General features: G+C 75.6%; 23 protein-coding genes. 8 read left to right on the top strand and 15 right to left on the bottom strand.

Going from position 1 to position 24878, the window contains the following annotated elements:
* Positions 1-116: 116 nt before the first annotated feature.
* From ACZ7RU_RS23390 to ACZ7RU_RS23340, 11 genes are all read right to left on the bottom strand, one after another.
* Positions 117-494 (bottom strand): pilus assembly protein, encoded by a 378-nt coding sequence (locus ACZ7RU_RS23390; RefSeq protein WP_470342877.1) that lies wholly within the window; start codon positions 492-494, stop codon positions 117-119.
* Positions 495-616: 122 nt separating this feature from the next.
* Positions 617-991, bottom strand: coding sequence for a TadE/TadG family type IV pilus assembly protein (locus tag ACZ7RU_RS23385; protein ID WP_470342876.1), 375 nt, complete (start codon positions 989-991; stop codon positions 617-619).
* Positions 992-1029: 38 nt separating this feature from the next.
* Positions 1030-1320, bottom strand: coding sequence for a hypothetical protein (locus tag ACZ7RU_RS23380; protein ID WP_401113413.1), 291 nt, complete (start codon positions 1318-1320; stop codon positions 1030-1032).
* 118 nt (positions 1321-1438) lie between these two features.
* Positions 1439-2317: a hypothetical protein gene (locus tag ACZ7RU_RS23375; protein WP_470342875.1), complete on the bottom strand. Its 879-nt coding sequence runs from the start codon at positions 2315-2317 to the stop codon at positions 1439-1441.
* Positions 2314-3279, bottom strand: a complete 966-nt coding sequence (locus ACZ7RU_RS23370) for a type II secretion system F family protein (RefSeq protein ID WP_470342874.1) — start codon at positions 3277-3279, stop codon at positions 2314-2316. Before ACZ7RU_RS23370 ends, ACZ7RU_RS23375 begins: the two co-directional genes overlap by 4 nt.
* Positions 3279-4886 (bottom strand): CpaF family protein, encoded by a 1608-nt coding sequence (locus ACZ7RU_RS23365; protein WP_470342873.1) that lies wholly within the window; start codon positions 4884-4886, stop codon positions 3279-3281. Before ACZ7RU_RS23365 ends, ACZ7RU_RS23370 begins: the two co-directional genes overlap by 1 nt.
* Positions 4876-6240 (bottom strand): CpaE-like family protein, encoded by a 1365-nt coding sequence (locus ACZ7RU_RS23360; protein ID WP_470342872.1) that lies wholly within the window; start codon positions 6238-6240, stop codon positions 4876-4878. The genes ACZ7RU_RS23365 and ACZ7RU_RS23360 overlap by 11 nt, the downstream gene beginning before the upstream one ends.
* Positions 6240-7016 carry an SAF domain-containing protein gene (locus tag ACZ7RU_RS23355; protein WP_470342871.1) on the bottom strand — a complete coding sequence of 259 codons (777 nt, stop codon included), beginning with the start codon at positions 7014-7016 and terminating at the stop codon, positions 6240-6242. The genes ACZ7RU_RS23360 and ACZ7RU_RS23355 overlap by 1 nt, the downstream gene beginning before the upstream one ends.
* Positions 7017-7299: 283 nt before the next feature.
* Complete coding sequence (locus ACZ7RU_RS23350; RefSeq protein ID WP_470342870.1) at positions 7300-8247, bottom strand: hypothetical protein; 948 nt, start codon at positions 8245-8247, stop codon at positions 7300-7302.
* Positions 8241-8864, bottom strand: coding sequence for a hypothetical protein (locus ACZ7RU_RS23345; protein ID WP_470342869.1), 624 nt, complete (start codon positions 8862-8864; stop codon positions 8241-8243). The genes ACZ7RU_RS23350 and ACZ7RU_RS23345 overlap by 7 nt, the downstream gene beginning before the upstream one ends.
* A gap of 137 nt (positions 8865-9001) precedes the next feature.
* Complete coding sequence (locus ACZ7RU_RS23340; RefSeq protein WP_470342868.1) at positions 9002-9868, bottom strand: hypothetical protein; 867 nt, start codon at positions 9866-9868, stop codon at positions 9002-9004.
* 141 nt (positions 9869-10009) lie between these two features.
* Here ACZ7RU_RS23340 and ACZ7RU_RS23335 point away from each other — a divergent pair, with 141 nt between their 5' ends.
* The 3 genes from ACZ7RU_RS23335 to ACZ7RU_RS23325 all read left to right on the top strand — a co-directional run bounded on the left by ACZ7RU_RS23335 (position 10010) and on the right by ACZ7RU_RS23325 (position 12533).
* Positions 10010-10480, top strand: coding sequence for a pyridoxamine 5'-phosphate oxidase family protein (locus ACZ7RU_RS23335; protein WP_470342867.1), 471 nt, complete (start codon positions 10010-10012; stop codon positions 10478-10480).
* A gap of 75 nt (positions 10481-10555) precedes the next feature.
* Positions 10556-11008, top strand: coding sequence for a MaoC family dehydratase (locus ACZ7RU_RS23330; protein WP_387756727.1), 453 nt, complete (start codon positions 10556-10558; stop codon positions 11006-11008).
* Between the two features lie 304 nt (positions 11009-11312).
* On the top strand, positions 11313-12533 hold the full coding sequence (locus ACZ7RU_RS23325) for an MBL fold metallo-hydrolase (protein ID WP_470342973.1): 1221 nt from the start codon (positions 11313-11315) through the stop codon (positions 12531-12533).
* Between the two features lie 109 nt (positions 12534-12642).
* Here the strand turns inward: ACZ7RU_RS23325 and ACZ7RU_RS23320 are convergent, their stop codons facing one another.
* Positions 12643-15354, bottom strand: coding sequence for a DUF7824 domain-containing protein (locus ACZ7RU_RS23320; protein WP_470342866.1), 2712 nt, complete (start codon positions 15352-15354; stop codon positions 12643-12645).
* Entirely contained in the window at positions 15351-16772 is a 1422-nt protein-coding gene (locus ACZ7RU_RS23315; RefSeq protein WP_470342865.1) for an SWIM zinc finger family protein, read from the bottom strand. The genes ACZ7RU_RS23320 and ACZ7RU_RS23315 overlap by 4 nt, the downstream gene beginning before the upstream one ends.
* Positions 16773-16921: 149 nt before the next feature.
* On the opposite strand from ACZ7RU_RS23315, the gene ACZ7RU_RS23310 reads away from it, so the two are divergent.
* Both ACZ7RU_RS23310 and ACZ7RU_RS23305 read left to right on the top strand, forming a co-directional pair.
* Complete coding sequence (locus tag ACZ7RU_RS23310; protein WP_470342864.1) at positions 16922-17830, top strand: acyl-CoA thioesterase; 909 nt, start codon at positions 16922-16924, stop codon at positions 17828-17830.
* A gap of 138 nt (positions 17831-17968) precedes the next feature.
* Positions 17969-18619 carry a TetR/AcrR family transcriptional regulator gene (locus ACZ7RU_RS23305; protein WP_470342863.1) on the top strand — a complete coding sequence of 217 codons (651 nt, stop codon included), beginning with the start codon at positions 17969-17971 and terminating at the stop codon, positions 18617-18619.
* Between the two features lie 16 nt (positions 18620-18635).
* On the opposite strand, the gene ACZ7RU_RS23300 is transcribed toward ACZ7RU_RS23305, so the two are convergent.
* Positions 18636-20000: a sulfite oxidase gene (locus ACZ7RU_RS23300; RefSeq protein ID WP_470342862.1), complete on the bottom strand. Its 1365-nt coding sequence runs from the start codon at positions 19998-20000 to the stop codon at positions 18636-18638.
* Positions 20001-20321: 321 nt separating this feature from the next.
* On the opposite strand from ACZ7RU_RS23300, the gene ACZ7RU_RS23295 reads away from it, so the two are divergent.
* The 3 genes from ACZ7RU_RS23295 (at position 20322) to ACZ7RU_RS23285 (ending at position 22818) form a co-directional block, all read left to right on the top strand.
* A complete protein-coding gene (locus ACZ7RU_RS23295) occupies positions 20322-20753 on the top strand; it encodes a MerR family transcriptional regulator (RefSeq protein ID WP_470342861.1) in 432 nt (143 codons plus the stop codon).
* Between the two features lie 133 nt (positions 20754-20886).
* Positions 20887-22518 (top strand): BCCT family transporter, encoded by a 1632-nt coding sequence (locus ACZ7RU_RS23290; protein ID WP_470342860.1) that lies wholly within the window; start codon positions 20887-20889, stop codon positions 22516-22518.
* A 120-nt stretch (positions 22519-22638) separates the two neighbouring features.
* Complete coding sequence (locus ACZ7RU_RS23285; RefSeq protein WP_470342859.1) at positions 22639-22818, top strand: hypothetical protein; 180 nt, start codon at positions 22639-22641, stop codon at positions 22816-22818.
* Between the two features lie 120 nt (positions 22819-22938).
* Here the strand turns inward: ACZ7RU_RS23285 and ACZ7RU_RS23280 are convergent, their stop codons facing one another.
* Positions 22939-24498 (bottom strand): DUF2398 family protein, encoded by a 1560-nt coding sequence (locus tag ACZ7RU_RS23280; RefSeq protein ID WP_470342858.1) that lies wholly within the window; start codon positions 24496-24498, stop codon positions 22939-22941.
* Positions 24499-24878 lie beyond the last annotated feature (380 nt).

The following is a 24878-nucleotide window of genomic DNA, read 5'->3' as shown; positions in this document are numbered from 1 at the left end:
CCCCACCGGGCGTCCCTCGGTGCCGCTGTGTCATCCCCCGAGCGCTCTCCGCTTGCGTCTCCCCCGCACGGGCCGTCTCCAATCCCCCGTCCTCCGGGCGACGGCGCCGCGCGCCGTCAGGTGCCCCGGTAACGGTCCACCACCGAGGTGAACTCGCCGACGAGGTGCTTCGTCACGGGTACGCCGGACGGTCCGCCCAACAGGTCGGCGAGTTCGACGTCGCAGACCACCGTGACCGTGACGGTGGTGACCGGTCCGCCCGGCAGGTTCAGCTCCCCCCTGCCGACCCGCACGTCCCCGTTCCGGCAGGACACGCCCTGCTGGCGCAGGATCGCGAGGGCGGAGTCCCTGGCCGGCTGGTCCATCCCGTCCACGCTGCGCTGCAGGGAGGCGGTCCGGGCCGCGGCCCGGGCGGCGGCCTCCACGGTGCCGGCCGTGGTCTGCACCCGCCCGGCGGCGACGGCCACCAGGACCAGTCCGACCACCCCCGGCACGACGATGGCCGCCTCGATCGCGATCCCGCCCCGGTCCCGTCGGCGCCGCCGCCGCAACCTGAGCCGCGACCCGAGCCTCAAATCGAGTCGCGACCGGTGCCGCGACCCGAGCCGAGCGCCGCTCACGGCTTCACCGCCGGCGGTACGAAGTGCTCCCGCGGCGCCTCCGCGAACTGGGTGATGGCGGGCGCCCTGAGCCCGGGTATCAGCAGCGGCGGGGACAGCTGCACGGTGACCCGGACGGTCTGCGCCGTGCTGCCGTCGGTCCGCACCGTGTACCCGTGCACGCCCTGCCGGTCGAGGAAGTCGCGGGCCTGCCGCTGGGCCGCCTCGTTCTTCTCGCCGTCCGTCGCGCTGCCCTGCACCCGTCCGGCGTCCACGCCCTCGCGGGCCGCGGTGAGCGCGACCTGGCGGTCGTACCACCACAGCGCGGCCTGGACGACGAGCAGCACGAGCAGCAGGACGACCGGGAAGACGATGGCGAGGCTCACGCTCATCGACCCCCGGTCGCCCCTGCGGCGGAGAGCAGGACGCATCACTTGGTGGCGCCGCCCGCGCCCGCGCCGCCCGGCATGTTCGGGTCCTGCTCGACCTTCTGGACGACCTTGTCCTTCAGCAGGTAGAGCGCGGTCGCCACGGCACCCGCGACGAAGACCAACGCGATGATGGCGAGGGCGAGTTCGATGCTGATCGCGCCGCGGTCGCCGCGCGCGCGGGCGGCCCGCAGCCGGCCGAGCCGCAGGGTGAACAGCAGGAGCGCGAACTGGACCGGTAGCAGGACGGGGCGCAGCACCCGGCCTGCCAGCTGGGCGAGTCGTACGGTCATCGGGGTCTCCCGGGGGATCTGGCGGTGTGGTGTGGTGTGGTGGTGGCGCCGACTGCTCTGGACTGCGCCGATCGGGCTTGCGGTACGGGACGGGGCGGTGGGCGCTCCGGGAACGCGGTCAGTTGAGCATCTGGTGCAGGGCGGGGAAGACGATCAGGACGGTCATCAGCAGGGTCAATGCGGCCCCGGGCGCGACCATCCGCTCGCTGTCGGCGTTCGCGCGGGCGAGGTCCTCGGCGAGCAGCTCCCCGCGCAGGCCCTTGGCGCGGGCCCGCAGGGTGTCGTACACGGCGGCGCCGTCGGTGCCGGACAGCCGCATGATGTCGGCCACGTCCTGGAGCGGGCTGAGCCCCAACTCCTCGGCCAGCGCGTCGAGTCCGGCCCACGGCGGGAGGCGGTCGGTGGCCGCGCGCTCCAGGGCGTCGCGGATCCGCCGGAACACCGCGCCCTGCCCGACCGCGGCGGCCCGGCGCAGCGCCTCGGCGGGGCCGCAGTCGGCGGCCCGTTCCATCGCGACGAGTTCCAGGTAGGCGGCGATGCCGTGCAGGTACTCGGTGCGCGCCTCCTTGGCCTCGCCGCGCACGATGGCGTCGGGGACGAACCAGAGCAGTCCGGCCAGCAGCGGCCCGGCGACCAGCGGCAGCGCGAACGGCAGGCCGACGTCCATCAGCACGGCCATCGCGCCCAGGTAGGCGGGCAGCATCAGGCCGAGGGCGGCGAACAGCAGCTTGTGCACCATGAACCGGGCCGGGGTGCGGCCGATCAGGGCGAGTTCGCGGCGCGGGACGGAGACCCCGCGCAGGTGGACGGACCGCTCGCCGATCCGGTCGTACCAACGGGGCCGCTCGTCCGGGTCCTGCTCGCGGTCGGCGGGGGTGGCGTGCAGCCGGTCCAGCGCCTGGCGCAGGTCCGGTGGCGCCGGCCGCAGTTCGGCGACCAGCAGGGCGAGGCCGCCGGCCGCGACGGCGCCGGCCAGCACGGACCAGGGGGAGATCATCGGACCTCCCCGAGCTGCTCGGCCGGCGCCGGCTCGGTCGTCGCGGCGGTGGTCCGCCGTCCGCTCCTGCTGCGCCGGTCGGGCGTCAACAGCCGGGGTACCGGCGGGTGGGAGGCCAGCGCCCGCATCCAGGCGATGATCGCCACGAACAGGGCGGCGACCACGGCGAGCACCACCTGGCCGAGGAAGGTCCCGTACGGCCGGGTGTACTCGGTGTTGAAGGAGCCGACGGTGACGACCAGCACGATGATGCCGACCAGCCAGCGGATGGTGGTCCGGTGCTTGGCCCGGTCGGCCTCGATGGCGCGGCGCTGGCGGACTTCCTCGCGCACCGAGTCGGCCATGTCGGAGAGCGTGCGGGCCAGGCCCGGGCCGCTGTCGCCGGCCCGCAGCACGAGTGCGGCGAGCACCTTGTCGGCGGTGGCGTCGGCGAGGCTGTCGGCGAAGGCGCGCAGCGCCTCCTCCGGCCGCCAGCGGGCCTGGAGGCGGGCGGCCAGTTCGCCGATCTCGTCCTCCAGGGCGGCCGGGGCGGTGCGCCGGCTGGTGACGATGGCCTGGTTGAGGCCGACGCCGAGCAGCAGCACGTCGGCGATCCGCTGGGTCCACTCGGAGAGCGCCTCCAGCCGCTCGATCCGGTGGGTGTCCGGGCGGGTGGTGTCGAACAGCCAGGGCAGTCCGAAGACGGCCAGCGGCACCAGCAGCGCGGTCAGCGGGATGCCGGTGAACAGCCAGGCCAGCGGCGCGCCGGCGAGCGCGATCGGCAGCTGGACGCGGCGCAGCCGCACCATCCGGTGCCCGGCCGTCCCGGGGGCGCCGTACCAGAACACGTGGACCCGGCCGGCCAGCGGGTTGGCCGCCCGCTCCGTCCCGTCCTCGTCGCCGGACTCGCTGCCGCGGGCCCAGGTCACCAGGGCGACCAGGCCGCCCGCGACCGCCAGCCCGCAGAGGGCGAAGAGCAGCATCACCGCGCGCCACCGCCGATCCGCAGCTGGAGCGGGGTGGTCCAACTCCCGTACCGGGAACCGAGCAGCGAGGCGTCGAAGCCGGCCCGGCGCAGGTCGTCCAGGCACTGCGGCGGGGTGTGCGGGACGGCCCGCGGCTCACCGAGGTCCGGCCGGGGGCCGAAGACGGTGTTCAGCGCGGGGCGGCCGCTCTCCCCGAGGCCGGTGACCTCCAGGACGTGGGAGACGAAGCGGTGCCGGCGGCCGCCGACGGCGGTCTCGTCGACCATGGTGACGTGCACGATGAGGTCCAGGGCGTTGGCAGTGAGCCGGTAGGCGAGCGAGTCGGTCATGTGCGAGCCGTACTCCAGGCAGAGTTCGGCGATGCGGTCGACGACCATGTGCGGGCCGCGGGCGTGCAGGGTGCACATCGAGCCGCCCTCGCCGTTGGTCATCACCCGCAGCATCGGGACGACCTCGCCGGAGCGGACCTCCCCGACGATGATCCGGGAGAGCGTCATGCGCAGCGCGGCCGGGATGAGGTCGCCGATGCTCAACTCCCCGGCCAGGCGCCCTTCGACGCGCTCGCCGTTGCCCTCCCGGGCCTCCATCGGGACGACCTGGCGCAGGTGACCGAGGGTGTGCAGCCAGAGCTCGAACTCCGACTCCAGGGTGCCGATCCGCTCGTCCGGCGGGATCTCGGCGGCCATCGCGCGCAGCAGGCTGGTCTTGCCCACGCCCTGGGTGCCGGTGATCATCACGTTCTTCCGGGCCCGGATCGCGGCGGCCAGGAAGGCGGCCAGGGTGGCGTCCAGGGTCCCGAGTTCGACCATCTCGGGCAGCGTCGCGGAGGCCACCCGGTGGCGCCGGATCGCCACGTACGGGCGGGGCGTCACCTCGGTGAGCGCCTGGAGGCGCATGCCGCCCTCCAGGCGCAGCGCGAGGGTCGGGCTGGCGGTGGACAGGCTGCGCTCGCCGCCGCCGTGCTGGCGGGCCAGGTCCTGGAGCAGTTCGACGAGTTCGCCGTCGCTGTCGGCCACCGGCGGTACCTGGCGCAGGGGTTGGTGCACCTTGGAGACCCAGACGTCGTCGCAGCCGTTGATCAGGATGTTCTCGATCTCCGGGTCGTCCAGGTAGGGCTGGAGCCGGCCGGCCCGGAACAGCAGGTCGAAGACGGCCTCGGCGAGGGCGCGGTCCTGCTCCCGGGTGGGCGGGATGCCGTGGGTCTGCGCGTACGCGTCGGACCACCGGGCGACGGCCTCCTCGATCAGCGCCCGGCCGCGCTGGCGGCGGGTGGCGCGGTCCGGCTCGGAGCCGGAGGCGGTGGTCAACCGGCTGATCTGCTGGTGCAGTTCGGCCGCTACCTGGCGCTTGAGCTCGCGGGCGACCTGCGGGTCGACGGCGGGCCGGGTGGCGGCGCCGCGCAGGTCCAGCGAGGGCAGCTGGGAGGGTACGGCGGTGGGCCCGGCCGCGCCGGGCGGGCCGGGCTGCGGCGCGACCGGACCCGGCTGGTACCCGTGCGGCGGGGCGACCGGACCGGTCGTCGGCGCGGGCGCGGACACCGGCGCGGCCCAGGGCAGCGCGGCCGGGTCGGAGGAGGGACGCTGGTGCAGGGGGCTACCGCGCACGGAGCACCTCCCCGGGGTTGTGCGGGTACGGCCCGTTCACGTCGTCCTGACGGTTCGTCACCACTGGCTGCTGGAGCGGGTACTGGTCTTCCGGTTCGCCGTACGGGGCGGACTGGACGTGTGCCGGGAACGGCGCCGGAGCGGCCGGCTGCGGCGCCAGCCCGGCCAGCGGCGCCACCGGGCCGGTGGTGATCACCGGCGGTACGGGCTGCGGCGGGGAGTACGAGGGCGACTCGCCCTCGGCCGTCCCCCCGTAGCCCGACTGGCCGTATCCCGACTGGCCGTGGGCCGTCGCGCCGTACCCGCCCTGCCCGTACCCCGGCTGGGAGTATCCCGACTGCCCGTACGCCGGCTGCCCGTACGGGCCCGGCTCGGGTGCGGGCGACGGCACGGGACCGGCCGCAGGAGCGGGCATCGACGGCTGCGGCGCCATCGGCGCAGCCGGCACCGGCCCCATCGGCACCGGAGGCGCCGGGACGGGAGGCGCCGGCACCGCCGCCGCGACCGGCACCGCCGCCGGGCCGCCCGCCGTCAGCTGGGCCGGTGCCGCGCCCTGCACCGCGCCCGGCGCGAGCCGCTGGCGCCGGCGGCGGACCAGCAGCTGCACCTCGTCCGCCGCCGACCGCGCCGTCCGCATCAGCTCCGAGCGGATGAACCGCCGGTCGGTGGTGTCGCCGCCGTCGGAGAGCACCTTCGCCGTCCGGGTGGCGTGCGGCAGCACCCCGAGCACCGGCAGGCCCAGCTCGCGGGACACCTCCGCCCGGGTGTACGGCCCCTCGGCGACCAGCAGCAGCCCGAGCGCGTCCGCCCCGGTGCCGGCGGACGCCAGGTCCTCGGCCAGGGCGGCGAGCCGGGGCCGGGCCGAGCTCAGCCCGCGCAGCGTGGTGCGCACCGTCGCCACCACCACGTCGGCGCGGCGGGAGAGCACCGCGCTGTGGCCGGTGGCGCCGGAGCGGCCGAGGTCCACGATGACGTCGTAGCCCTGCTGTTCCACGCCGTGCAGCAGTTCGGCGAGCGGCTCCCAGGTGTAGGCGAGGCCGGGCGCCTGGGTGGGGTCGGTCAGCCCGGGCAGCAGCAGCCGTTCGGCGTCGCCCTCGGGCGAGAGGTCGATCAGCTGCTCCCAGATGGTCTGCGCGAGCAGCCCGCGCCGGTCGGCGACGGCCAGGTTGCGCAGCCCGTACACCGCCTCGACCCGGCCCTCCAGGGCGCCGGCGAGCACCGCGCCGCCGTCCGGGTCGGCCTCGACCAGCAGGATCCGCCGGCCGGGCGACAGCGGCCAGGACAGCAGCAGTGCCAGGGCGGTGGTGGTCGCGCCCGGTGCGCCCGGGCCGCCGACCACCGCGATCACGGCCATCAGGCGCCGCCCGTCGCGGCCGGGGCCCCGGGCGCGGCGGCACCACCGGCGGGGGCGCCACCAGCGGCGGCACCACCCGGAGTGGCGGTGCCCGGAGCGGCGCCCGGCGCGGTGGCCCCGGGGTTGGTGGCGGCGGCCGAGGGCGCCCCGCTCGGCGCCGGGGCCGGTGCGGTGCCGCCGCCGGGGCCGCCCGCCGCCGCGCCGCGCGGAGCGAGCAGCACCTGGATCCGCCCGCTGGCCACCCACTGCGCCAGCCGGGGCCCGTCCGCCGTGCCGACCGCCACGTCGATCACCTGGCTGCCGTCGGTGTCCACCCGGCCGACGGTGATCACCGTGGCGGGCAGCGAGTCGGCCCGGCCGTTGTCCGGGGTGAAGACGATGACCAGTTGCACGCCGGGCTGGAGCCGGCTCGCGGGCAGCTGGCTGCGCTTGGCGGACACCCCGACCACGATCTGCCCTGGCTGCACCGAGAGGCCCTGCGCGAGATCGGAGCCGGTGAGCATCGCGCCGCGCTTGAGGTCGGTGGCGGCCCGCATGCCGACCGCCTTCGCCCGGTCCTGGGCCGACACCGGGCGCAGCACCGGGTCCCCCGCGATCCGGGCGACCACCAGGTCGTCCTCGGTGATCACCTGCCCCCACGGCACGTCCCGGGCCAGCGCCAGTACCGCGACCCGCTGACCGGTGCTGTTGTACAGGACGGCGCCGCCCAGCCCGCCGGCCGCGATCAGCGCGACCGCCATCGCCAGCACCGCCGGGCGCCGCCGCCTCGCCCGCATGGTCCGCCCTGGCGCGTGCGGCACCGCCCGCCCCCGGCCCCTGCCCTGGCCGCCCTGGTCCGGCTGCTCCGGGAGTGTCACGGACGCCGCGGCGCCCGCGGAGGTGCCGGATCCCGGCGTCGCGAACGTACGGTTCTCCACCGGGTTCCGCCCTTCCCTCGTTCGTCTCTGACTCGTCCGGCCGGCTCGTCCGGCTGGTCGGTGCGCGGATGCCCGCGCCGGGTCGTTCAGTCGGGAGCGGTCGGCCGGGTGCACCCGGCCGGGCGCGCCCGGTCGGCCGCGCTCAGTTGAGCACCTGCATCTCGGCGACCTTGAGGTCGAAGGGCTTGCTGCTCTGGTTGATGCCCGGGATCGTGAACTTCCGGGGGTTCGGCCCGCCGGTGACCACGACGGCGGCCTCCCAGTGCATCGTCACGGTGGCGCTGAAGACGCTGTTCTTCTCGCGGGCCGAGCTTGTCCTGAACTCGTAGCCGCAGTCCGGGGACTTCGCGTCGCCGTACTTGGGGTCGTACGGCGTGCCGGGGGTGGTGCAGGAGGTCTGGAGGTGGTCGCCGAAGCTCCAGACCGCCCGCACCAGCCGGGGCGTGACGGTGACCGAGATGCCCGCGACCGACGCGCTGCCCGGCGCGGGGAGCGCGGCGTCGTCGGCCCAGAGCCAGACCGGGGCGTTGACCACCGCCGTGTTCCGGGGCGCGGCGCGGCCCACCGGCGGCCTGAACCGGACCTGGTCGTAGGCCTGCTGGATGGCCATGGCCTCGGCGTTGACGTTCTGCCCGCCCGGCGCGGTGGCCTCGAAGACGATCTCGGCGCCGCCCTGGCCCCCGTCGGTCTGCGGGCAGACCTTCGTGTAGAGCGATCCGTCCTTCGGGTCGTGGCCGTCCCACGCCGGGTCGCCGGCGGGCGGCGGGTTGTCCAGCGCGCGGAAGTAGCACCCCTTGTCGCTGTTGAACCAGCCCAGCTGGGGGTCGTGGCAGGCCCACGGGACCCCGTGGTAGCCGCACAGCTGCGGGCCGGTGCCCGAACCGCCGCCTCCGCCCGGGTTCGATCCGCCGGGCACGGGGGTCGTCCCACCGGAATTGACGTCTATGCAGATCACGTTCGGGTAGCACTGCTCGGCCCCGCCGCTCGGCGGTTCGTCCGCGACCGCACCAACCGCCGAGGACAGCAGCAGCCCGGCCGACATCGACGCGGCGATCGCGATTCGCCGGGCCGGTTTCCGCGCGTTCAGCACGTCCGGTCCACCTCCCGTTTGAAGTCGTAGATCAACCAATGCGCTTGGAACCAGCGCAGCGACGCGGTTCCGACGTACCGGTTCAGGCGCGCTCCGGGATCCCTCGCGGCCCCGGTGACGGCGTCGACGCGGTGCCAGCCCGACAGGTCGACGCAGTCCTCGATCACGGCGGTCTGCGGATCGGCATTCAGATCAACGGCCTTGACCACCGCGGAATTGCGCGGCGTTCCGGTCATCATGACTTTCGCGTCACGCAGTTGCCGGAGGCCGACCAGACTGTCGGACAGCGCCCGCCCGGAGGAGTACTGCTCCAGTGCGTAACCGTCCGAATCCGACCGCCCGAAGACCTCCGCCTGGGCCTGCCACCAGTCCTGATAGGCCTTCAGGGCCAGTCGTCCCATGGCCCCTTCCGGGCCGCTGGTCGGCGCGATCGAGCCGTTTACCGAACCACTCGAAGGAGTTAGCGGGTCCACGCCCGCGACGGTGGGCGCGGCCGACCCGATCCGATCGACGGAACCACCCGCACCACCGCTCGCACAAGCGCCGAGCAGCAACACCAGAACCGCCCCGCCGACCCCAATCGCCCCAGGGCGCAACACATTTCCGCGCTGCCGCATGGCCCCACCTCGTTGCGACCGACCTGATCCGTGATCCACGGCCGCCAGGAGAATTCCGCCGTCCCACCGGTGTTTCCGCTGGGGATCGATTCTTCGCCAACCCACCCCATCACGGCAACACCTCAGGCCCCCTGACCTTACGCGGAAGGCGGTTCCGTCGGGGCACTTTCCCGCCACAGAACGGCCAACAGTTCCTCGGAAAGCGACAATCCGGCCAATGCGCCCCGAACCGCGGCCCGATTGCGCATCAGGAGCCGCCCGGCGTGCGGCGGAACCAGCAGGCGCGCGCCAGGCGCACCCGAACTACCGGCCGGTTCTCCACCGTCCGTCAGCGCGGCCACGGCCGGCTGGAGATCGAGCGGGGAGACGGCCGCGGGGGCACCCGGGACGCCCTGGCGCAGGACGGTGGTCAGGGCCCGGCTGAACGAGCCCTCCCCACCCGGCCGGACGGCGTCCCGGCCGCGTCTGCCGGGGGCGTAACGGCTGCCCGGGGCGTAGCGGCCTATCCGACCCCAGAGCGGGACCCTCGAGTAGCTCAGCAGTTCGCCCGCGCCGTCCTCGCCGCGCTCCAGCGCCGACCAGGTGTCCCGGTCGACCACCGCGTCGACCAGCAGCAGCGCCTCCTCCTGGTCCCCGTGCACCATGGCGCTGACCACCCAGTCCCAGGCCAGGCCCCGGCGGTAGGCGTTGTCGGCGGTGCTGCCGGCGGCGACCAGGGCCAGCCGGCGCCCGCGCGGGTCGGCCACCAACTGGCCGACCAGGCAGACCAGCAGCCAGCGGCCCGAGTGCTGGGCGGCGTCCCGGACGGCGGTCAGCATCGCGTTGGCGTCCGCGTCCGGTGCCACCGCGGTGACCCGGCAGCCGGCCGCGCCGGTGTCGAAGCACATCCCGGGCAGCACGTCGGCGAGCAGCCGGGCGCCCTCCGGTGCGAGCGCCGCGCCCCCGAAGGTCCGGTCGGGCCCGCCGTCCGCCCCGATCACCACCAGATCGACCCCGCCCGCCATCCGACCGTCCCCCCTCCTGCACCGTTTCTCCACCCGCCGGGCAGGCTACCGTCCGGACGGCCGCCGACGGGGCTCCCGACCCGTCCGCTCAGGGACCATGGGCCCTATCGACGAGCGCACCGACCGGGGACGATCGGACGCATGGAGCGTGAGGACCGTGTGGAGACCCTGAGCGAGGCCGAGTGCCTGCGGCTGCTCAGCACCGTGCCCGTCGGGCGCGTGGTGTACACCGAGCACGCGCTGCCGGCCGTCCTGCCGGTCTCCTTCGAGGTCCTGGACGGGCGGCTGGTGCTGGCCGTGCGCCGGGGAAGTGCCACCGCGCGCGGGCTCGACGGCACGGTGGTGGCCTTCCAGGCGGATCTGCTGGACCCGGTCACCCGCACCGGGTGGAGCGTGCTGGTGCACGGCCGGGCCGACGTGGTGAGCGATCCCGAGCAGGTCCGGCGGGTGCTGCGCTCCGGCCTGCGGCCGTGGGTGGGCGATCCGGAGCCGCTGTTCGTCGCGCTGGTTCCGGAGCTGGTGAGCGGCCGCCGACTGTTCCCGACCGGACCGGTCCTGCCGGGCCGCCAGGCGCGCCGGCCGTTGGGCAGCGGATTTCCGCTCGGCTCCTGACAGATACCGGTGGGTAGGCATACGCTTCCGGCGTCCTGATCCCTGCCCGGGCCCGTCCCCCACCAGGAGCGCACCGTGACGACCTTCGCCTCCCTCGCCGAACTGACCGCCGCCGTCGGCACCGAGCTGGGCACCAGCCAGTGGCACACCATCGAGCAGCGGCAGATCGACCTGTTCGCCGAGGCGACCGGCGACCACCAGTGGATCCACGTGGACCCGGAGCGGGCCAAGGAGAGCCAGTTCGGCTCGACCATCGCGCACGGCTATCTGACCCAGTCGATGATCCCGGTGCTGGCGAAGGAGTGCTACGCCGTCGAGGGTGTGCGGATGGCGCTGAACTACGGCTCCGACAAGGTGCGCTTCCCGGCGCCGGTACCGGTGGGCACGGCGATCCGGGCCACCGCCGAGCTGCTCTCGGCCACCGAGGTGCCGGGCGGGGTCCAGGCGGTGGTGCGGTTCACTCTCACCAGCGAGCGCAGCGCCAAGCCGCACTGCGTCGCGGAGACGATCACCCGCTTCTACGCCTGACCGACGCCTGTCCGGCGGTTGCCCGACGGCGGGCCGCGCGGCCCTCGCCGGTACGCCGATTGGACCGCGCCGGGCCCTCCACCAGGTCCGGACGGCCCATGGCGAGTAATCTCCGACGAGATGGTTGTCGTATCGCAGCAGCCCCACCCGCCGCTGCGCCGCGACCCCGGCATGCCGGGTAGCCGTGACCGTCCCTGGAGGAGCCGTGCCCCGCCCCGCCCCGTGGTTCTCCCGCCTCGCCGGTCTGGCCTCGCTGTTCGTCCCGCCGTCCACCGACCCCGCCGCCGAGCGCGCCGTCCCCGGTCTGGCCGGAGTGCCCCGGGCCGCCTGGCACCGGGTCCGGACCGACGCGTTCGGCGCCGACCCCCGGGGCGAACGGCTGGCCCGCATCCGCCGCTCCCCGCAGTTCTCCGACGGGGCGTTCCGCAACCCGGTGCCGACCCGCCGCCTGGTGTACGAGCGCAGCCCGCTGGAGATCACCCGCGCCCAGCTGACCGGGGACAAGACCCGCCGGACGCCGACCGCCGCCGTCCCGGTGCACCGGCTGCTCCCGGGCGACCTGGCCGCGCCGCCGGAGTCCGGCCTGCGGCTGACCTGGCTGGGGCACGCCACCGTCCTGGCCGAGATCGGCGGACGGCGGGTGCTGCTCGACCCGGTCTGGGGCGAGCGCTGCTCCCCCTTCTCCTGGACCGGGCCCAAGCGGCTGCACCCGGTGCCGCTGCCACTGTCCGAACTCGGGCCGGTGGACGTGGTCGTGGTCTCCCACGACCACTACGACCACCTCGACATGGGCACCGTCCGGGCCCTGATCGGGACGGGCGCGGTGTTCGCCGTCCCGCTCGGGGTCGGGGCTCACCTGGAGCACTGGGGCGTACCGGCCGGACGGATCGTCGAACTGGACTGGTGGGAGTCGGCCGAGGTCGCCGGGCTGACCCTGACCGCCACGCCGGCCCGCCACTACTGCAGCCGCGGGCCGCGCACCAGCGCGCTGTTCCTGTGGGCGTCCTGGGTGGTGGCCGGGGGCGGGCGGCGGATCTTCCACAGCGGGGACACCGGCTACTTCCCCGGCTTCGCCGAGATCGGCCGCCGGCTCGGGCCGTTCGACGCGACGATGATGCAGGTCGGCGCGTACAGCGACTTCTGGCCCGAGGTGCACATGACCCCCGAGGAGGGGGTGCGGGCGCACCTGGACCTGGGCGGCGGGCTGCTGCTGCCGATCCACTGGTGCACCTTCAACCTCGCGCTGCACCCCTGGGACGAGCCCGCCGAGCGGGTGGTCACCGCCGCCCAGGCGCTCGGCGCCCGGCTCGCGGTGCCCCGGCCCGGGAAACCGTTCGAACCCGCCGACCCGCCGGCCCTCCGCCTGTGGTGGCGCGCCGTCGCCGCCGCCCCGCGCGGCACCTCGCCGCTGGTCGGCGAACGGCCGGAGGAGGCGGCGGAGGAGACGGCGGCGGCTGCGGGGGCGGGCGAGGCGCGCGAACAGACGACAACTTTCAGCGAACAGATTTCAAAATCTGTTCGCTGAAATCTGTTCGCTGAAAGTTGTCAGCTGACATCTGTTCGCCGTCAGCCCCACCGAGCCCGCCCGGCCCGCCCAGCCCACCGGACCCGCCGAGCAGCTCCCCGCCCCCTCCTCAGCCCGCGAGGACGTCCCGCAGCGCCCGTGCCTCCTTGACCACCCGGCCCGAGCCGCCGCGCTCGGCCGCCGCCGTCACCTCGGCCACCGGCCCGCGGGCCCCCGTCCGCCGGGCGCAGTCGGTGGCCAGCGCGACCAGGTCGCCGAGCCCGCGCGTCGACGGGTCGGCCTCCCCCAGCAGCCCCGGCAGCGCCGGGCCGAGCACCGACCAGACCGTCCCCCGGGCGCCGGTCTCCGCCGCCATGGCGAGCGCCGCCCCCAGCCGGCCGGCCATCACCGTGCCGCAGGCCACCAGAACGCCCAGCTCGCGGCCGAGCAGCGCACCGTCCAGGTCCCCGCGCGCGGCGAGCACCAGCAGCGCGTCCACCGCCGCCGTCCGGTCCTCGGCGTGCCGGGCGCCCAGGCCGTACGCCAGCGCCAGGTGCAGCGCGAGCCCGGCCGGGCTGTCGGCCTCGGCCAGCAGCGGGAGGTACCGGGCGGCGCCGCGCTCGTCCCGGTCCGCGCCCTCGGCGAAGGGGTCGAGCCAGCGCGCCGCCAGCTCCTCCCGGTGCCGGGGGAGCATCGCGAACCAGTGCTCGACCGGCCGCCAGCTCCAGTCGTGCACCTTGCGCGCCCGGGCCACGCTGGGCTCGGTGCCGTCCAGCAGCGCCCGGAACTCGGCCGTGAGCCGCTCGCCGCCCGGCCCCTTCGGCCCGGCGCCGATGCCCGGCTGGGCGACCGCGATCCGCTCGATCTCCTCCCACCAGCGGTCCCCGTACAGGTTGGTGCGCTTCAGCCCCTGGCCGGGCGCGAACACCACCCGCTCGGACGGCTGCCCGGGCAGCCCGCCGGTGCGCAGCCAGTGCGCCAGCCGGCGCCCGGCCGGTGAGCCGAGCGCCTCGGCGGCCCGCAGCACCGTCCCGTCCGCACCGCCGACCCTCAGCAGGGCCTGGCACAGGTCGGCCTTCCCCGGCGCGACGCCCGCTGCCTCGTACCCGGCGATCCGCTCGACCAGGACGGCCGCGTCCAGGGCACCGGTGGCGTCCGTCGGGGTGGCCAGCAGGTACGGCAGCGTGGCCTGGAAGATCTGCCGGGCCACCTCGTCCAGCCGGGCGGCGAGGACGGCCCCGTGCACGGTGGTGCGCGGGCCGCGCAGCGCGGAGCCGCTCCTGCCGCCGAGGTAGTCCCAGAGCTTCCACGGCGGCGTCTCACCGGCCACCGCCGCCACCACGTAGAGGATCTCCCGGGGCGTGCAGTCCCCCCAGCCGTTGGTGCCGCGCCACGGGTGCGCCCGGCGGACCGGCTCCACCGCCTCGGCGAGCGCCTGCCGGTCCCGGTGGGTCAGCCGGACCAGCCCGTCCAGCACCCGTTCGAAGACCGCCACGCCGGGCTCGCGCGCGGCGAGCAGGGCGGACAGCTCCTCCGCGAGTTCGGCCGCGGAGGCGATCGGCGCGCCGAGCGGGCGCGGTTCGGGGGCCGGCGGCAGGAAGTCGTCCCACCCGGTGTCCGGGTCGTCCCCGCCCCCGCCGACCGGCGCGCCGAACAGCTCGCCCGCGCGCCGGTGGTGGACCGGGTTCAGCGCCTCGGCGGCGGCCCGGAGCTCCGCCACCACCGCCTCCCCCGCCGCCTTCAGGTGACGGGCCACCACGTTCAGCGCCCGCTCCTGGAGGGCCGCGTCCGGGTGGCCGAAGGCCTCGGCCGCGGCCAGCACCACCGGGCCGGAGCGCTCGGGGGCGCGCCGGGCGGCCTTCTCCAGCCACGTCAGCTGGGCGCGGACCAGCTTCTTCTCGCTCCGGAACAGCACCACCGCCGAGGCCTCGGTGAGCACCCCGGGCTCGATCAGCCCGGCCTCGTCCAGCCCGGCGAGCACCTCCTGGGCGTGTCCGGCGAGCACCGACAGGCCGTCCAGCAGCGCCACCACGTCGCGCACCCGGGCCGCGTACTCCTCGGGCGTCGGGTCGAGCGCCCGCAGCACCTCCAGGAAGGCCCGCTGGTCGGCCGGCTTGCCGCCGCGCAGCAGCCGGGCCAGGCAGCGGTCGAGCAGCTCGGCCCGGTCCATCGTGCCGTCCGCGGCCAGTTCGCCGATCGCCTCCGTCCAGACGTCGCCGGGGCGCGGGCTGCCCCGGAAGGTCAGCGCGTAGCCGACGTCCGCGAGTTCGAACAGTTCCGGCAGCAGCACCGGCGTGAAGGCGTCCTTGCGCAGCCGCGCGGCCAGGGTCGGGCGCGGGCCGTTTCGCTCGCCGGCGCGGTCCATCCAGCTCCGGACGAAGGACTCGCCGCGCGGCACCTCGCAGCCGGTGCGCCGGACCACGGTCTCCAGCACCGGGTACATCGACCAGCCCCAGGTCCGCGCCGGCCGGGCGGCGAGCCGGGTGACCACCTCGACCTGCCACTCCACCGGCTGCGCCTCGATGACGTGGTGCAGCGCGGAGTTCCGGGCCCAGTCGCGGCCGCTGAAGTCGCCCGCGGCCAGCCAGGTGGCGGCGGCGGCCGGACCGGCGTGGCAGCCGGCCCCGGCCACCAGCAGCCTGCTCCTGACCGCGGCCGCCTCCTGCGACCAGTCCTGGCGCAACTCCTTGCGCAGTTCCTTGAGGGCGGGCAGGCAGGCCCGCCGCTGGGCCGCGTCCAATCCGGCCAGCAGCTCCGGTATCCGGGCCAGCCGCCCGGAGCGGACGGCCGTCAGCAGCTCGTCGACCGGCCCCTGCCGGTCGGCGCCCGACGTCGCGCTCACGCTCCGGCCCCCTTCGTCTCCCCAGCCCCGGCAGCCCCGGCAGCCGCGGTGCCTCCGACAGCCCCGGCGGCCGACTCGCGCACCATCCCGACCGCCAGCGCGTGCTTGCACGGCCCGCGCCCGCCCCGGTACTTGCCCCACCACAGACAGGTGCAGCTCAGCCGCCCCGACCCGTCCGCCCGCACCCGCTGGATGTGGTCGTCCACCGTGACCACGGCCGTCGCCCCGCCCTCCTCCAGCCGCACCGCGCCCGCCTCGACCAGCGCCCGGGCGGCCCGCAACCGGGGGTTGGCCGCCTCGGCCCGCCCGGCGTCGTACGGGAGCTGCCGGTGGAAGTACGCGGCCTCGGCGGTGTCGTAGCCGATCTGTCCGGCGGTGCCCAGCCGGGTGAGGGCGGCGCGGACCCGCTCGGGGCTCAGCCCGGACTGGGCGGCGAGGTCCCCGACCTCGATCCGGGGCTCCCAGGCGAGCAGCACCGCGATCAGCTCGGCGTCCCGCTCGGCCGTCCCGGTGGCCAGCGAGTCGAGCACCCCGCCCTCGCCGGAGAAGCCCCGGGCGGCGTTCGGCGACAGCGTCAGGGTCAGCCGCATGCCGGGCAGCACCGCCTCCCAGGCGGAGGCGGTCGGTTCGCCGGCCGCCACCGGCCCGTACACCCGCAGGGCGAGCGCGTGCCGCAGCACCCGCTGGAGCGCCACCAGCCGCTCGGGCCCGGGCAGGCAGACCGCCCCCGGCACCGGCCGGGTGGTCGGCCGCAGCGTCTTCCCGGCCGGCAGGACCCAGCCCACGCCGGCCCGCCCGCCGCGCGGCAGCGAGCGCAGGAACCGGACGGCCTCGGCGGCGGGCAGCTCGGCGCGCGGCTCGAAGCCGGCGGCGACCACCTGGGTCTCGGCGAAGCCGCGCAGCCAGCGCTCCGGCAGCGGGACCTTCTTCTCGACCAGCGGGCCGTCGAAGCTGGTGACCTCCAGCGCGTCCGGACCGACCGCGAGGTGCAGCGGGTCGGCCGGGCCGATCCTGGTCAGCGCCTCCCGCAGCGGGTTGTTGACGTCCACGTTGGTGGTGCCGTGGCCGATCTCGTCCCCGTCGAGCCCGGCCCGGAGCACGTCGAGCCGGGCGTAGACGCCGCAGCAGCCCGAGAAGGACTCGAAGCGCAGCCGGTCCCCGTTGGCGGTGACCACCGGGTCGAGCGAGGCGCGCAGCTGCGGCTGGTAGTAGCGCGCGGCTGCGACGTCCGCGACCGCGAGCAGCGCCGCGGCGGCCGGCGCCGGATCGGCCAGGAAGCCCGCGAAGAAACGCGGGTTGGCGGCGGCGCCGAGCGGGGTGGCGCCGCCGGAGGTGGCCAGGTCGAGGCTCCGGCCGTCGGCGCCGTCCAGGACGGCCGACGGGCGCAGATAGGCGTACGCCTGTGCGGATTGCGTCATGCCGAGCACGCTAGGTGAGGACACTGACAAACCCTCGGGAAGCCCGCGGACTGGAACGTGTTCTATGGCAACGAAGCCATCGAACGGGGACCGGGAGGGCGTTACCCAGGTCACACCACCGGACGGTTGGCTTCTGCCACTATGGCCTCGTGACCAACCTCACCGAACCGCACCTCCGGGCCGAACGGCACGCCCGGCCGGCCGCCCCGTTCGCCGAGCTGCTGCAGATCGAGCAGCTGGACGAGAACACGTTCCGGGGCCACTGCCACGCCGGTGCCCCGATGCGCGCCTTCGGCGGCCACGTCGCCGCGCAGGCGCTCGTCGCCGCCGGGCGCACCTGCGAGGGCGGGCGCCCGGTGCACTCGCTGCACGGCTACTTCCTACTGCCGGGCTCCCCCGCCCGGCCGATCGACTACCTGGTCGAGCGGGTCCGCGAGGGCACGTCGTACACCACCCGCCGGGTGACGGCGGTCCAGAACGGGAACGAGATCTTCACCCTCTCGGCCTCCTTCAAGCACCCCGAGCCGGCCGCCGACCGCCAGCGCGAGGTCCCGCCGCTGCCCCGCCCGGAGTCGCTGCCGAACGCCGTCGCCCGGCTGCCCGAGGAGGTCCGCCGGTCGATCGCCGCGGCAGGCGGCTTCCGCGACCTCGACGTGCGGTTCGTCCCGGCGGACGCCCCGGGGCTGCCGCCGGCCGTCCCCGGGCTGCTCCAGCACTTCGTCTGGATGCGCACCGCCTCCCCGCTGCCGGACGGCGACCCGCTGCTGCACGCCGGCGCGCTCACCTACCTGTCCGACCTCACCCTGGCCTCCACCGCCGGGCTGAACGTGCAGCCGAACTTCTTCCAGCGCACCGAGCCGCCCCGGCTGCTGATGGCCTCGCTGGACCACGCGATGTGGTTCCACCGCCCGTTCCGGGCCGACGAGTGGCTGCTCTTCGCCCAGCGCAGCCCGTCCTCCTCGGACGGCCGGGGCCTGGCGCTCGGCGAGTTCTACGACCTGGACGGCCGGCTGGTCGCCTCCGCCGTCCAGGAGGCGCTGATCCGCGATCTCTCGTGACTCCCCGCGTGACGCCCGTCGTAACGCCCCTCGTGACGCCCCTCGCGACCCCCCGGGACCCCGGTGACCTCCGGGCGAACGGAAGGGGGCCGGACGGCGTCATACTCCTGAGCGGCCCCGGCCCGTATCATGGTGCGGGTGACCAAGGTTGACCTGTCACCACGGCCGGTGGAGGCGATGTCTCCGCGTCAGCTCGAACGCCGCGAAAGCCTGATCGCGGCCGCGCTCGCCCTGGTGAACGAGATCGGCGTCGAGCGGATGCAGATGAAGCAGGTCTGCGAACGGTCCGGAGTCGCCCTGGGGACGGCGTACCGCTACTTCTCCTCCAAGGACCACCTCCTGGCCGCGGCCATCGCCGAGTGGCATCGCCTGCTGCTGGCCGACCTGGTGGCCGAGCTGCGCGGGCCGAGGGCCGGACTGGGGGCCACCGACCGGGCGGTCCGGTTCGTCCGGGGCGGGATGCGGGCCTACCAGCGGCAGCCGGAACTCGCCCGGCTACGGGTGGCCGTGGCGGCCTCCACCGACCCGTTCGCCAGCGAGGCGCTGCAAGGCATGGCCCGGGCCGACAGCACCGCCCTCCAGGCGGTGACGGCCGAGGTGCCGGCCGCCGCGAGCGAGCTGGTGCGGCACATCGTCGCCCACGCCTGGCAGGGGGAGCTGACCGCCTGGGTGACCGGCCGCACCACCCTCGGGGACGCCCGGCGGCGCCTGGAGGACGTGGTGCGGCTGGTGCTGACCCCGTACGAGACGCGCTACCCGGCCCCGTACGAGGTCCAGTCCACCGGATGAGCCGCCGGGCGGCGGTTCAGACCACCGTCACCGGGTGGGCCACCACCGCGCCGAACAGGTAGCCCTCCCGGTTGAAGACCGACCGCTCGGGCTGGGTGTTGCCCCGGCGGTCCGTCGCGCGGGCGCGCAGCTCGTACGGACCGGGCCGCTCGGGGCGCCAGTCGATGCTCCAGCGCGTCCAGCCGCCGGCCCGCGGCTCGTCGCGCAGCTCGGCGCGCCGCCAGGTCCGGCCGCCGTCGGCGCTCACCTCGACCCGGCGCACCGCCGCGCTTCCGGACCACGAGCGCCCGTGCAGCCGGTGCTCGCGGTCCGCCGCCAGGCGGGCACCCGCGGCCAGCTCGAAGGCGCTCTTGACCACCTGCGTGGTGAGCGGCTCCCCGCCGCCGGGCGGGTAGTCCGGGCCGAACATCCGGTAGAAGTCGGTGTTCCACGGCGAGTACAGCGGGTGGTCGGCGACCTCGATGCGGCCCACCCACTTGATCGAGGCGATGCCCACCCAGCCGGGCACCACCAGCCGGGCCGGGGCGCCGTGGTCCGGGGTCAGCGGCTCGCCGTTCATCTCGTACGCGAGCAGCACGTCGTCCAGCGCCTTGGCGATCGGCAGCGGGCGGCGCACCGGGCCGTAGTTGGTGCCGCCGGCGACGAAGTCCGGGTCCAGGCCGACCGGCAGCACGTCCACCGCCGCCCGGGTCAGCCCGGCGGCCCGCAGCACCTCGGCCAGCCGCACGCCCCGCCAGCTCGCCGAGCCGACGCCGCCGAGCGTCCAGGGCGTGCCCGGGACGGGCTGGTTCTGCTGCCTGGGGTAGTAGCTGCGGGCGTTGCCGGCGCACTCGATCAGCGCGCTGATCCGGGTGGACGGCAGCTCCCGCAGGTCGTCCAGGCCGAACTCGACCGGGCGCTCGGGCGTCGGCGCGCCGCGCAGACCGCTGCCGAAGAGCTTGAGGCGCCAGGTGTCGGGGTCGATCAGCGGGGTGCTGGTGTGGTTGCGGACGAAGAACCGCTCCACCGGAACGTGGCGGCCGACGACGGCGTCGCCGTCGGCGTCCCGGAAGGCGTCCCAGCGCATCTCGGCGTTGGTGCCGTGCGCCACGAACCACTCGGCGGGCAGCGCTTTGACGATCCCGGGCACCGGCCCGGGCGCCTCCTCGGCGACCGCCCGGCCCGCGGCGAGCAGCGGGACGGCCGGGATCGGCGCGGCGAGCACCCCGGCGGCGGAGGCCATCCGCAGCAGCGTCCGGCGGTCCACGCCGTCGGCGCGGCCACCGTCCCGCGCGGCGCGCCTCGCGGTGGCGCGCGCGGGGGCCTCGCGCCTCGCGGCGGCCCGCGTCGGAATGGCCTGCGTCGGGGCAGCTTCGTTCGGGGTGCGGACCTTGTCGTCCATGAACGGCGTTCCTTCCGTTTCAGCGTAGGCGGTTCGGCGGTACGTGCGACCGCGGTCGGGGCCCGGACGGGGCCCGGTCGGGACCCGGAGACCGTCGTGGACGGGCTCGCGCTCCCCGGCTTGACCTTCTCACCGGTGTGAAGTCCTACCGTTCCCGCTGTCGGCGAAACCCCGGCCCGCGGAGGAGCAACCCGTGTCAGCCACCCCGCTCACCTCCCGGTGGTCGAGGCGCGGCCCGAACTGCGCGACCTCGTGCCGGAGTTCCTCACGGGCTGAACCTCCGTCGGGAACACCCCGGTGGCCTGCGGCGTTCGCCCGGTCATGCGCATCGGAGAACTCGCCCGCCTGACCGGGGTGTCCACCCGCCTGCTCCGCTACTACGAGGAGCAGGGACTGCTGCGGCCGGACCGCACGGCGGCCGGCTACCGCGAGTACGGCGAGGAGGACACCGTCCGGGTGTGGCAGATCCGCCACTTCCTCGCGGCCGGCCTGAGCACCCGGATCATCGCCGAGCTGCTGCCCTGTGCCACCGGTCCCGTCCCCGTCCTGGAGGCCTGCCCGGAGCTGCTCGCCACCCTGCGCGGCGAACTCGCCGACCTGGACTCCCGGATCGACGACCTCACCCGCAGCCGCCGGGCGCTCTCCCACTACCTCGACACCGCGCAGGGCTCCGGGCGCGACCTCTCAGCCGACCACGCACCCGGCCACAGCCACGACTACGGACACGACTACGCCGAGGAGCGGGCGGCCTGACGGGACGTAGGTCCCGACCCGGCGCCTCCCCGGCGCGCCGTCCCGCCCCTCGCGGAGGGAACTGGACATAGTGCGACATACAGCTTGATTCCGAGCGTGCCGAGCGCGCCGAGTATGTCGAGGGGACCATCCGATGAGCAGCCCGCCGCCGCAGCCCGACCAGCCCGCGAAGGAGCCCGACGAACCCGCCGCGACCCTTCCGGCCGACCGGGCGGTGTTCGGGATCGGCGCCGTCCTGGTCCTGGCCGTGGTCGCCTGGGGCGTCTTCGCCGAGGACTCGCTCGGCCGCGCCTCCGGCACCGCGCTCGGCTGGGTGCTGCACAACTTCGGCTGGCTGTTCGTGGTGGCCGCCGACGTCTTCCTGGTGCTCAGCGTGCTGCTCGCGTTCAGCCGCTTCGGCCGGATCCGGCTCGGCCGCGACGACGAGGAGCCCGAGTTCTCCGGCCTCGCCTGGATCGCCATGATGTTCAGCGCCGGCATGGGCATCGGCCTGATGTTCTACGGCGTCGGCGAGCCGCTCCAGCTCTTCGCCACCCCGCAGCCCGGCTCCGGCCTGGAGCCGCAGAGCGCGGCCGCCGCCCAGCAGGCCCTGGAGTTCTCGCTCTTCCACTGGACCCTGCACCCGTGGGCGATCTACGCGGTCGGCGGCCTGGCCCTCGCCTACACCACGTTCCGCAAGGGCCGGGGCAACCGGATCTCCGCCGCCTTCGTCCCGCTGATCGGACAGCGCGGCGCGGACGGCTGGGCCGGGCGGACGATCGACCTGCTGGCCGTGTTCGCCACCGTCTTCGGCTCCGCGACCAGCCTCGGCCTCGGCGCGCTCCAGGTCGCCGACGGGCTCGGTTACATCTCCTCCGTCCGCAACACCCAGAACGCCCAGCTGGTCATCATCGCCTCGCTGTCCGCCGCGTTCGTGGTCTCGGCGTTCTCCGGGGTGCACAAGGGCGTGAAGTGGCTGTCCACCGCCAACGTCGTGCTGGCCTCGCTGATCATGCTCTTCGTCTTCGTGTTCGGCCCGACGGTGTTCGCCCTGGACGCGATCCCCTCCTCCGTCGGCGGCTACCTCTCCGACCTCCTCGGGATGTCCACCCAGACCGGCGCCTTCACCGACGAGAGCTGGCTCGGCTCCTGGACGATCTTCTACTGGGCCTGGTGGCTCTCCTGGGCGCCCTTCGTCGGCACCTTCATCGCGCGGATCTCGCGCGGCCGCACCGTCCGGCAGTTCCTGCTCGGCGTGCTGCTGGTACCCAGCGGGGCGACGGTCATCTGGTTCTGCGTGATGGGCGGCACCGCGATCCGGCTGGCCACCACCGGCGCGGCCGACCTGGTCGCGACCATCCCCCAGGGCCCGGAGGCCTCGCTGTTCGAGATGCTGCGCTCGCTGCCGCTCGGCTCGGTGACCAGCGTGGTCGCGGTGCTGCTGGTGATGACCTTCTTCATCACCAGCGCCGACTCGGCCTCGCTGGTGCTCGGCTCGCTCTCCAGCCGGGGCTCGCTGCATCCGCGCACCTGGCTGGTGGTGGTCTGGGGCGTGCTGATGGGCGGGGTCGCGGCGGCCCTGCTGCTGGCCGGCGGGCTCACCGCGCTCCAGAACGCGACGATCCTGGTCGCGCTGCCGTTCGTGGTGGTGATGCTGCTGCTCTGCGTCTCGCTGGTGAAGGAGCTCCGCGCGGACCCGGCCGCAGGCCCGTCCCGCTTCCACCCGCCGCACGGCCTGCGGGACGCCGTCCGGGAGGTCGTCGGCGAGTCCGGCACACGGCGCTGACCAGCGCGTACGCCCCGCCCGTCGGAGGGTGGGGCGTACGCGGCCAACCGACGCCCAAGCCCCGCCCGGACTTCACCCGCGCGTACCGACCGTTCACACCGCCCTGGAAACCTCCCTGTCATGAACGCCAACCCTCAGGCGCCCGACCAGGAACCGCGCTTCCCCCTGCCCCGACGGCACCGCCGGCTCCTCGCCGCCACCGCCGTCCTCGCCTCCATCGCCCTCGGCACCCTGGGCGTCGGCGCCACCGTGGAAACCGTCGAACACGGCCCCCTCGCCAGCGCCTCCGCCGGCGAGTAGACCCGCACCACCCGGCACCGCGGTCCCGTCCCGGACCCGGTGCTTCTCACTGTCCGCTCCAGGGCCGCACGACCGGCGCGCCGAGCGCCGCCGGTGCGCCCGCCGTCGGCGCGCCCGCTGCTACGCCCACTGTTCGGCGCGCGGGCCGGCCGGGGGCGGGATCAGCGGCCCGGGGCGGGAGTGGCGGCCGGTGCCCGGGGTGGGGTGGAGGTCGGGGGCCGGGGCGTAGCGGGCGGCGGGCGGGCGCAGCCGCCAGGCCGGGGGGCGGGTCGGATGGGGGGTGGGGACGATCAGGGCGAGGCGGTGGAGCAGGTCGAGGGCGTCGCGCCGCAGGGCGGTGCGGTCGGCGAGATAGCGGGCCGGCAGGCCGTACTCGTCCGCGATGTCGCCGAGGACGCCGTCTATCAGCGCGTCCGGGATCGGGACGTCGCCGCTCACCGTCTCGCCGGGCAGCGGGCGGACCTCCTCGACCAGGCGCTCGACCAGCAGCAGGGCCGCCTGGGAGAGCGTCCCGGCGCCGGGCAGGGCGAGGTCGGTGAGTTCGGCGGCCGGGTCGAGCAGGGCGACGCCCTCGGCCCGCAGTTCGGCCTCCAGGCCGAGGAACTCGGCGAGCACCGCCGGGGCGCTGAGCCGGTGCTCCCGCAGCCAGGCGCGGTGGTCCTCGGGGAGGTCGGCGGCCAGGACGGCGGGCGTCTCGGCGAGCAGGCGGCGCACGGCGGTGGCGGGCTCGGCCTCGGCGGCCCGGCGGATCAGGTCGGCGGCGTCGTCGGCGAGGGCCGGCGGGCCGGCCGGGACGGCGCGGGCGAGTTCGCGGTCCACGGTCAGCACGAAGGAGTCGTCGGCCGGGTCGGACGGCAGCTCGCCGAGCACCTGCCAGTCGGCCAGCGCGGCCAGCGCCATGGCGAGGTCGGCCGGTTCGGCGGCGAGTTCGGGGGCGGCGGCGTCCATCGCGTCGAGCAGCCGCCGGTAGCCCAGCTCCTCCGGCGCGTCGACCAACAGGGCCAGCGCGAGGGCGAGTTGGGCGTACCCGGCCGGAGTGAACGGCGCCCCGGTGACGGGGTGTTCGAGGCGGCGGGCGGCGCCGGGGCCGAGGCCGGCCTTGCAGAGCCGGGCGTGCCAGGGGCCGACCACGAGGCGGTAGCCGAGCAGGGTGTCGAAGCGCTCGGCGAGCCAGTCGCGGTGACGGCGGATCAACGGGAAGCCGTCGGCGTGCGGGCCGGAGGCGGTGACCAGCGGGTGGGCGAGCAACAGCCGGGCGGCGATCCGGCGTTCGGCCGCCGGGAGCTCCTCGGCGGAACGGTCCCGCGCCACCGGGGCGAGCGGAGTCACCCGGGTGCGCTCGGGCCTGCGGTGCCGACCCGGCCCGCCCGGTTTGGCACCTGACCGGACGACGGGCAGCGCGGCGTCGTCGCGCCGGGCGCGGCGCAGGCCGCCCTCGGCGCGGTCCTCGCGGGCGCGTACGGGCACGGCGCAGTGCGCGGTGGGGCCGTGCCACCAGCTGACGCCGGGATCAGCCGCGGGCTCGGCGGCGGCGCCGAGGTGGCGCGCCGGGTAGAGGCCGAAGGAGGCGGTGCAGAGGTCGTCGGCGGTGCCGGGGGTGGCGGCGGCGAACCAGTGAGCCAGGCGCAGCAGTCCCGGGTCGGGCGAGAGCGTCGCGCCGGCGGCCTGGCGGCCCGGCACCTGCGGGTCGTCAGCACCGCGCGCCGCGGCCGTCCCAGGTGCCCTGTCAGCGGGACCGGCGGCGGGACGGGACCCGGGGCCGGCTCCGGCCCCGGCGGCAGGAGCGGGCCCTGGACGGGCGTCACGACCGGCGCCAGGACCGGCGCCAGGACCGGCTTCGCGTACGGCGAGGACGGCGTCGGCGGTTGCCCGTCCTGCCCCGCCCATGCGCCCGTCCGGCCTGCCTGCGGCCACCCGGGTGGCACCGACCGCGTAGTCCTGCTGATTCATGTCGAGGTCCAGACTAGACGGTGCCCGGGCCACCCGACGGCAGCAACCGCCCTCCTGAGGAACTCTCCGCAGGAGCCCTCGAAGCGGGCGCCCGCGCTCCGCTCCCCGGC

This window comes from Kitasatospora sp. NPDC114501 (genome assembly GCF_055633695.1).
This window is presented reverse-complemented; position numbering and strand designations above follow the sequence as displayed.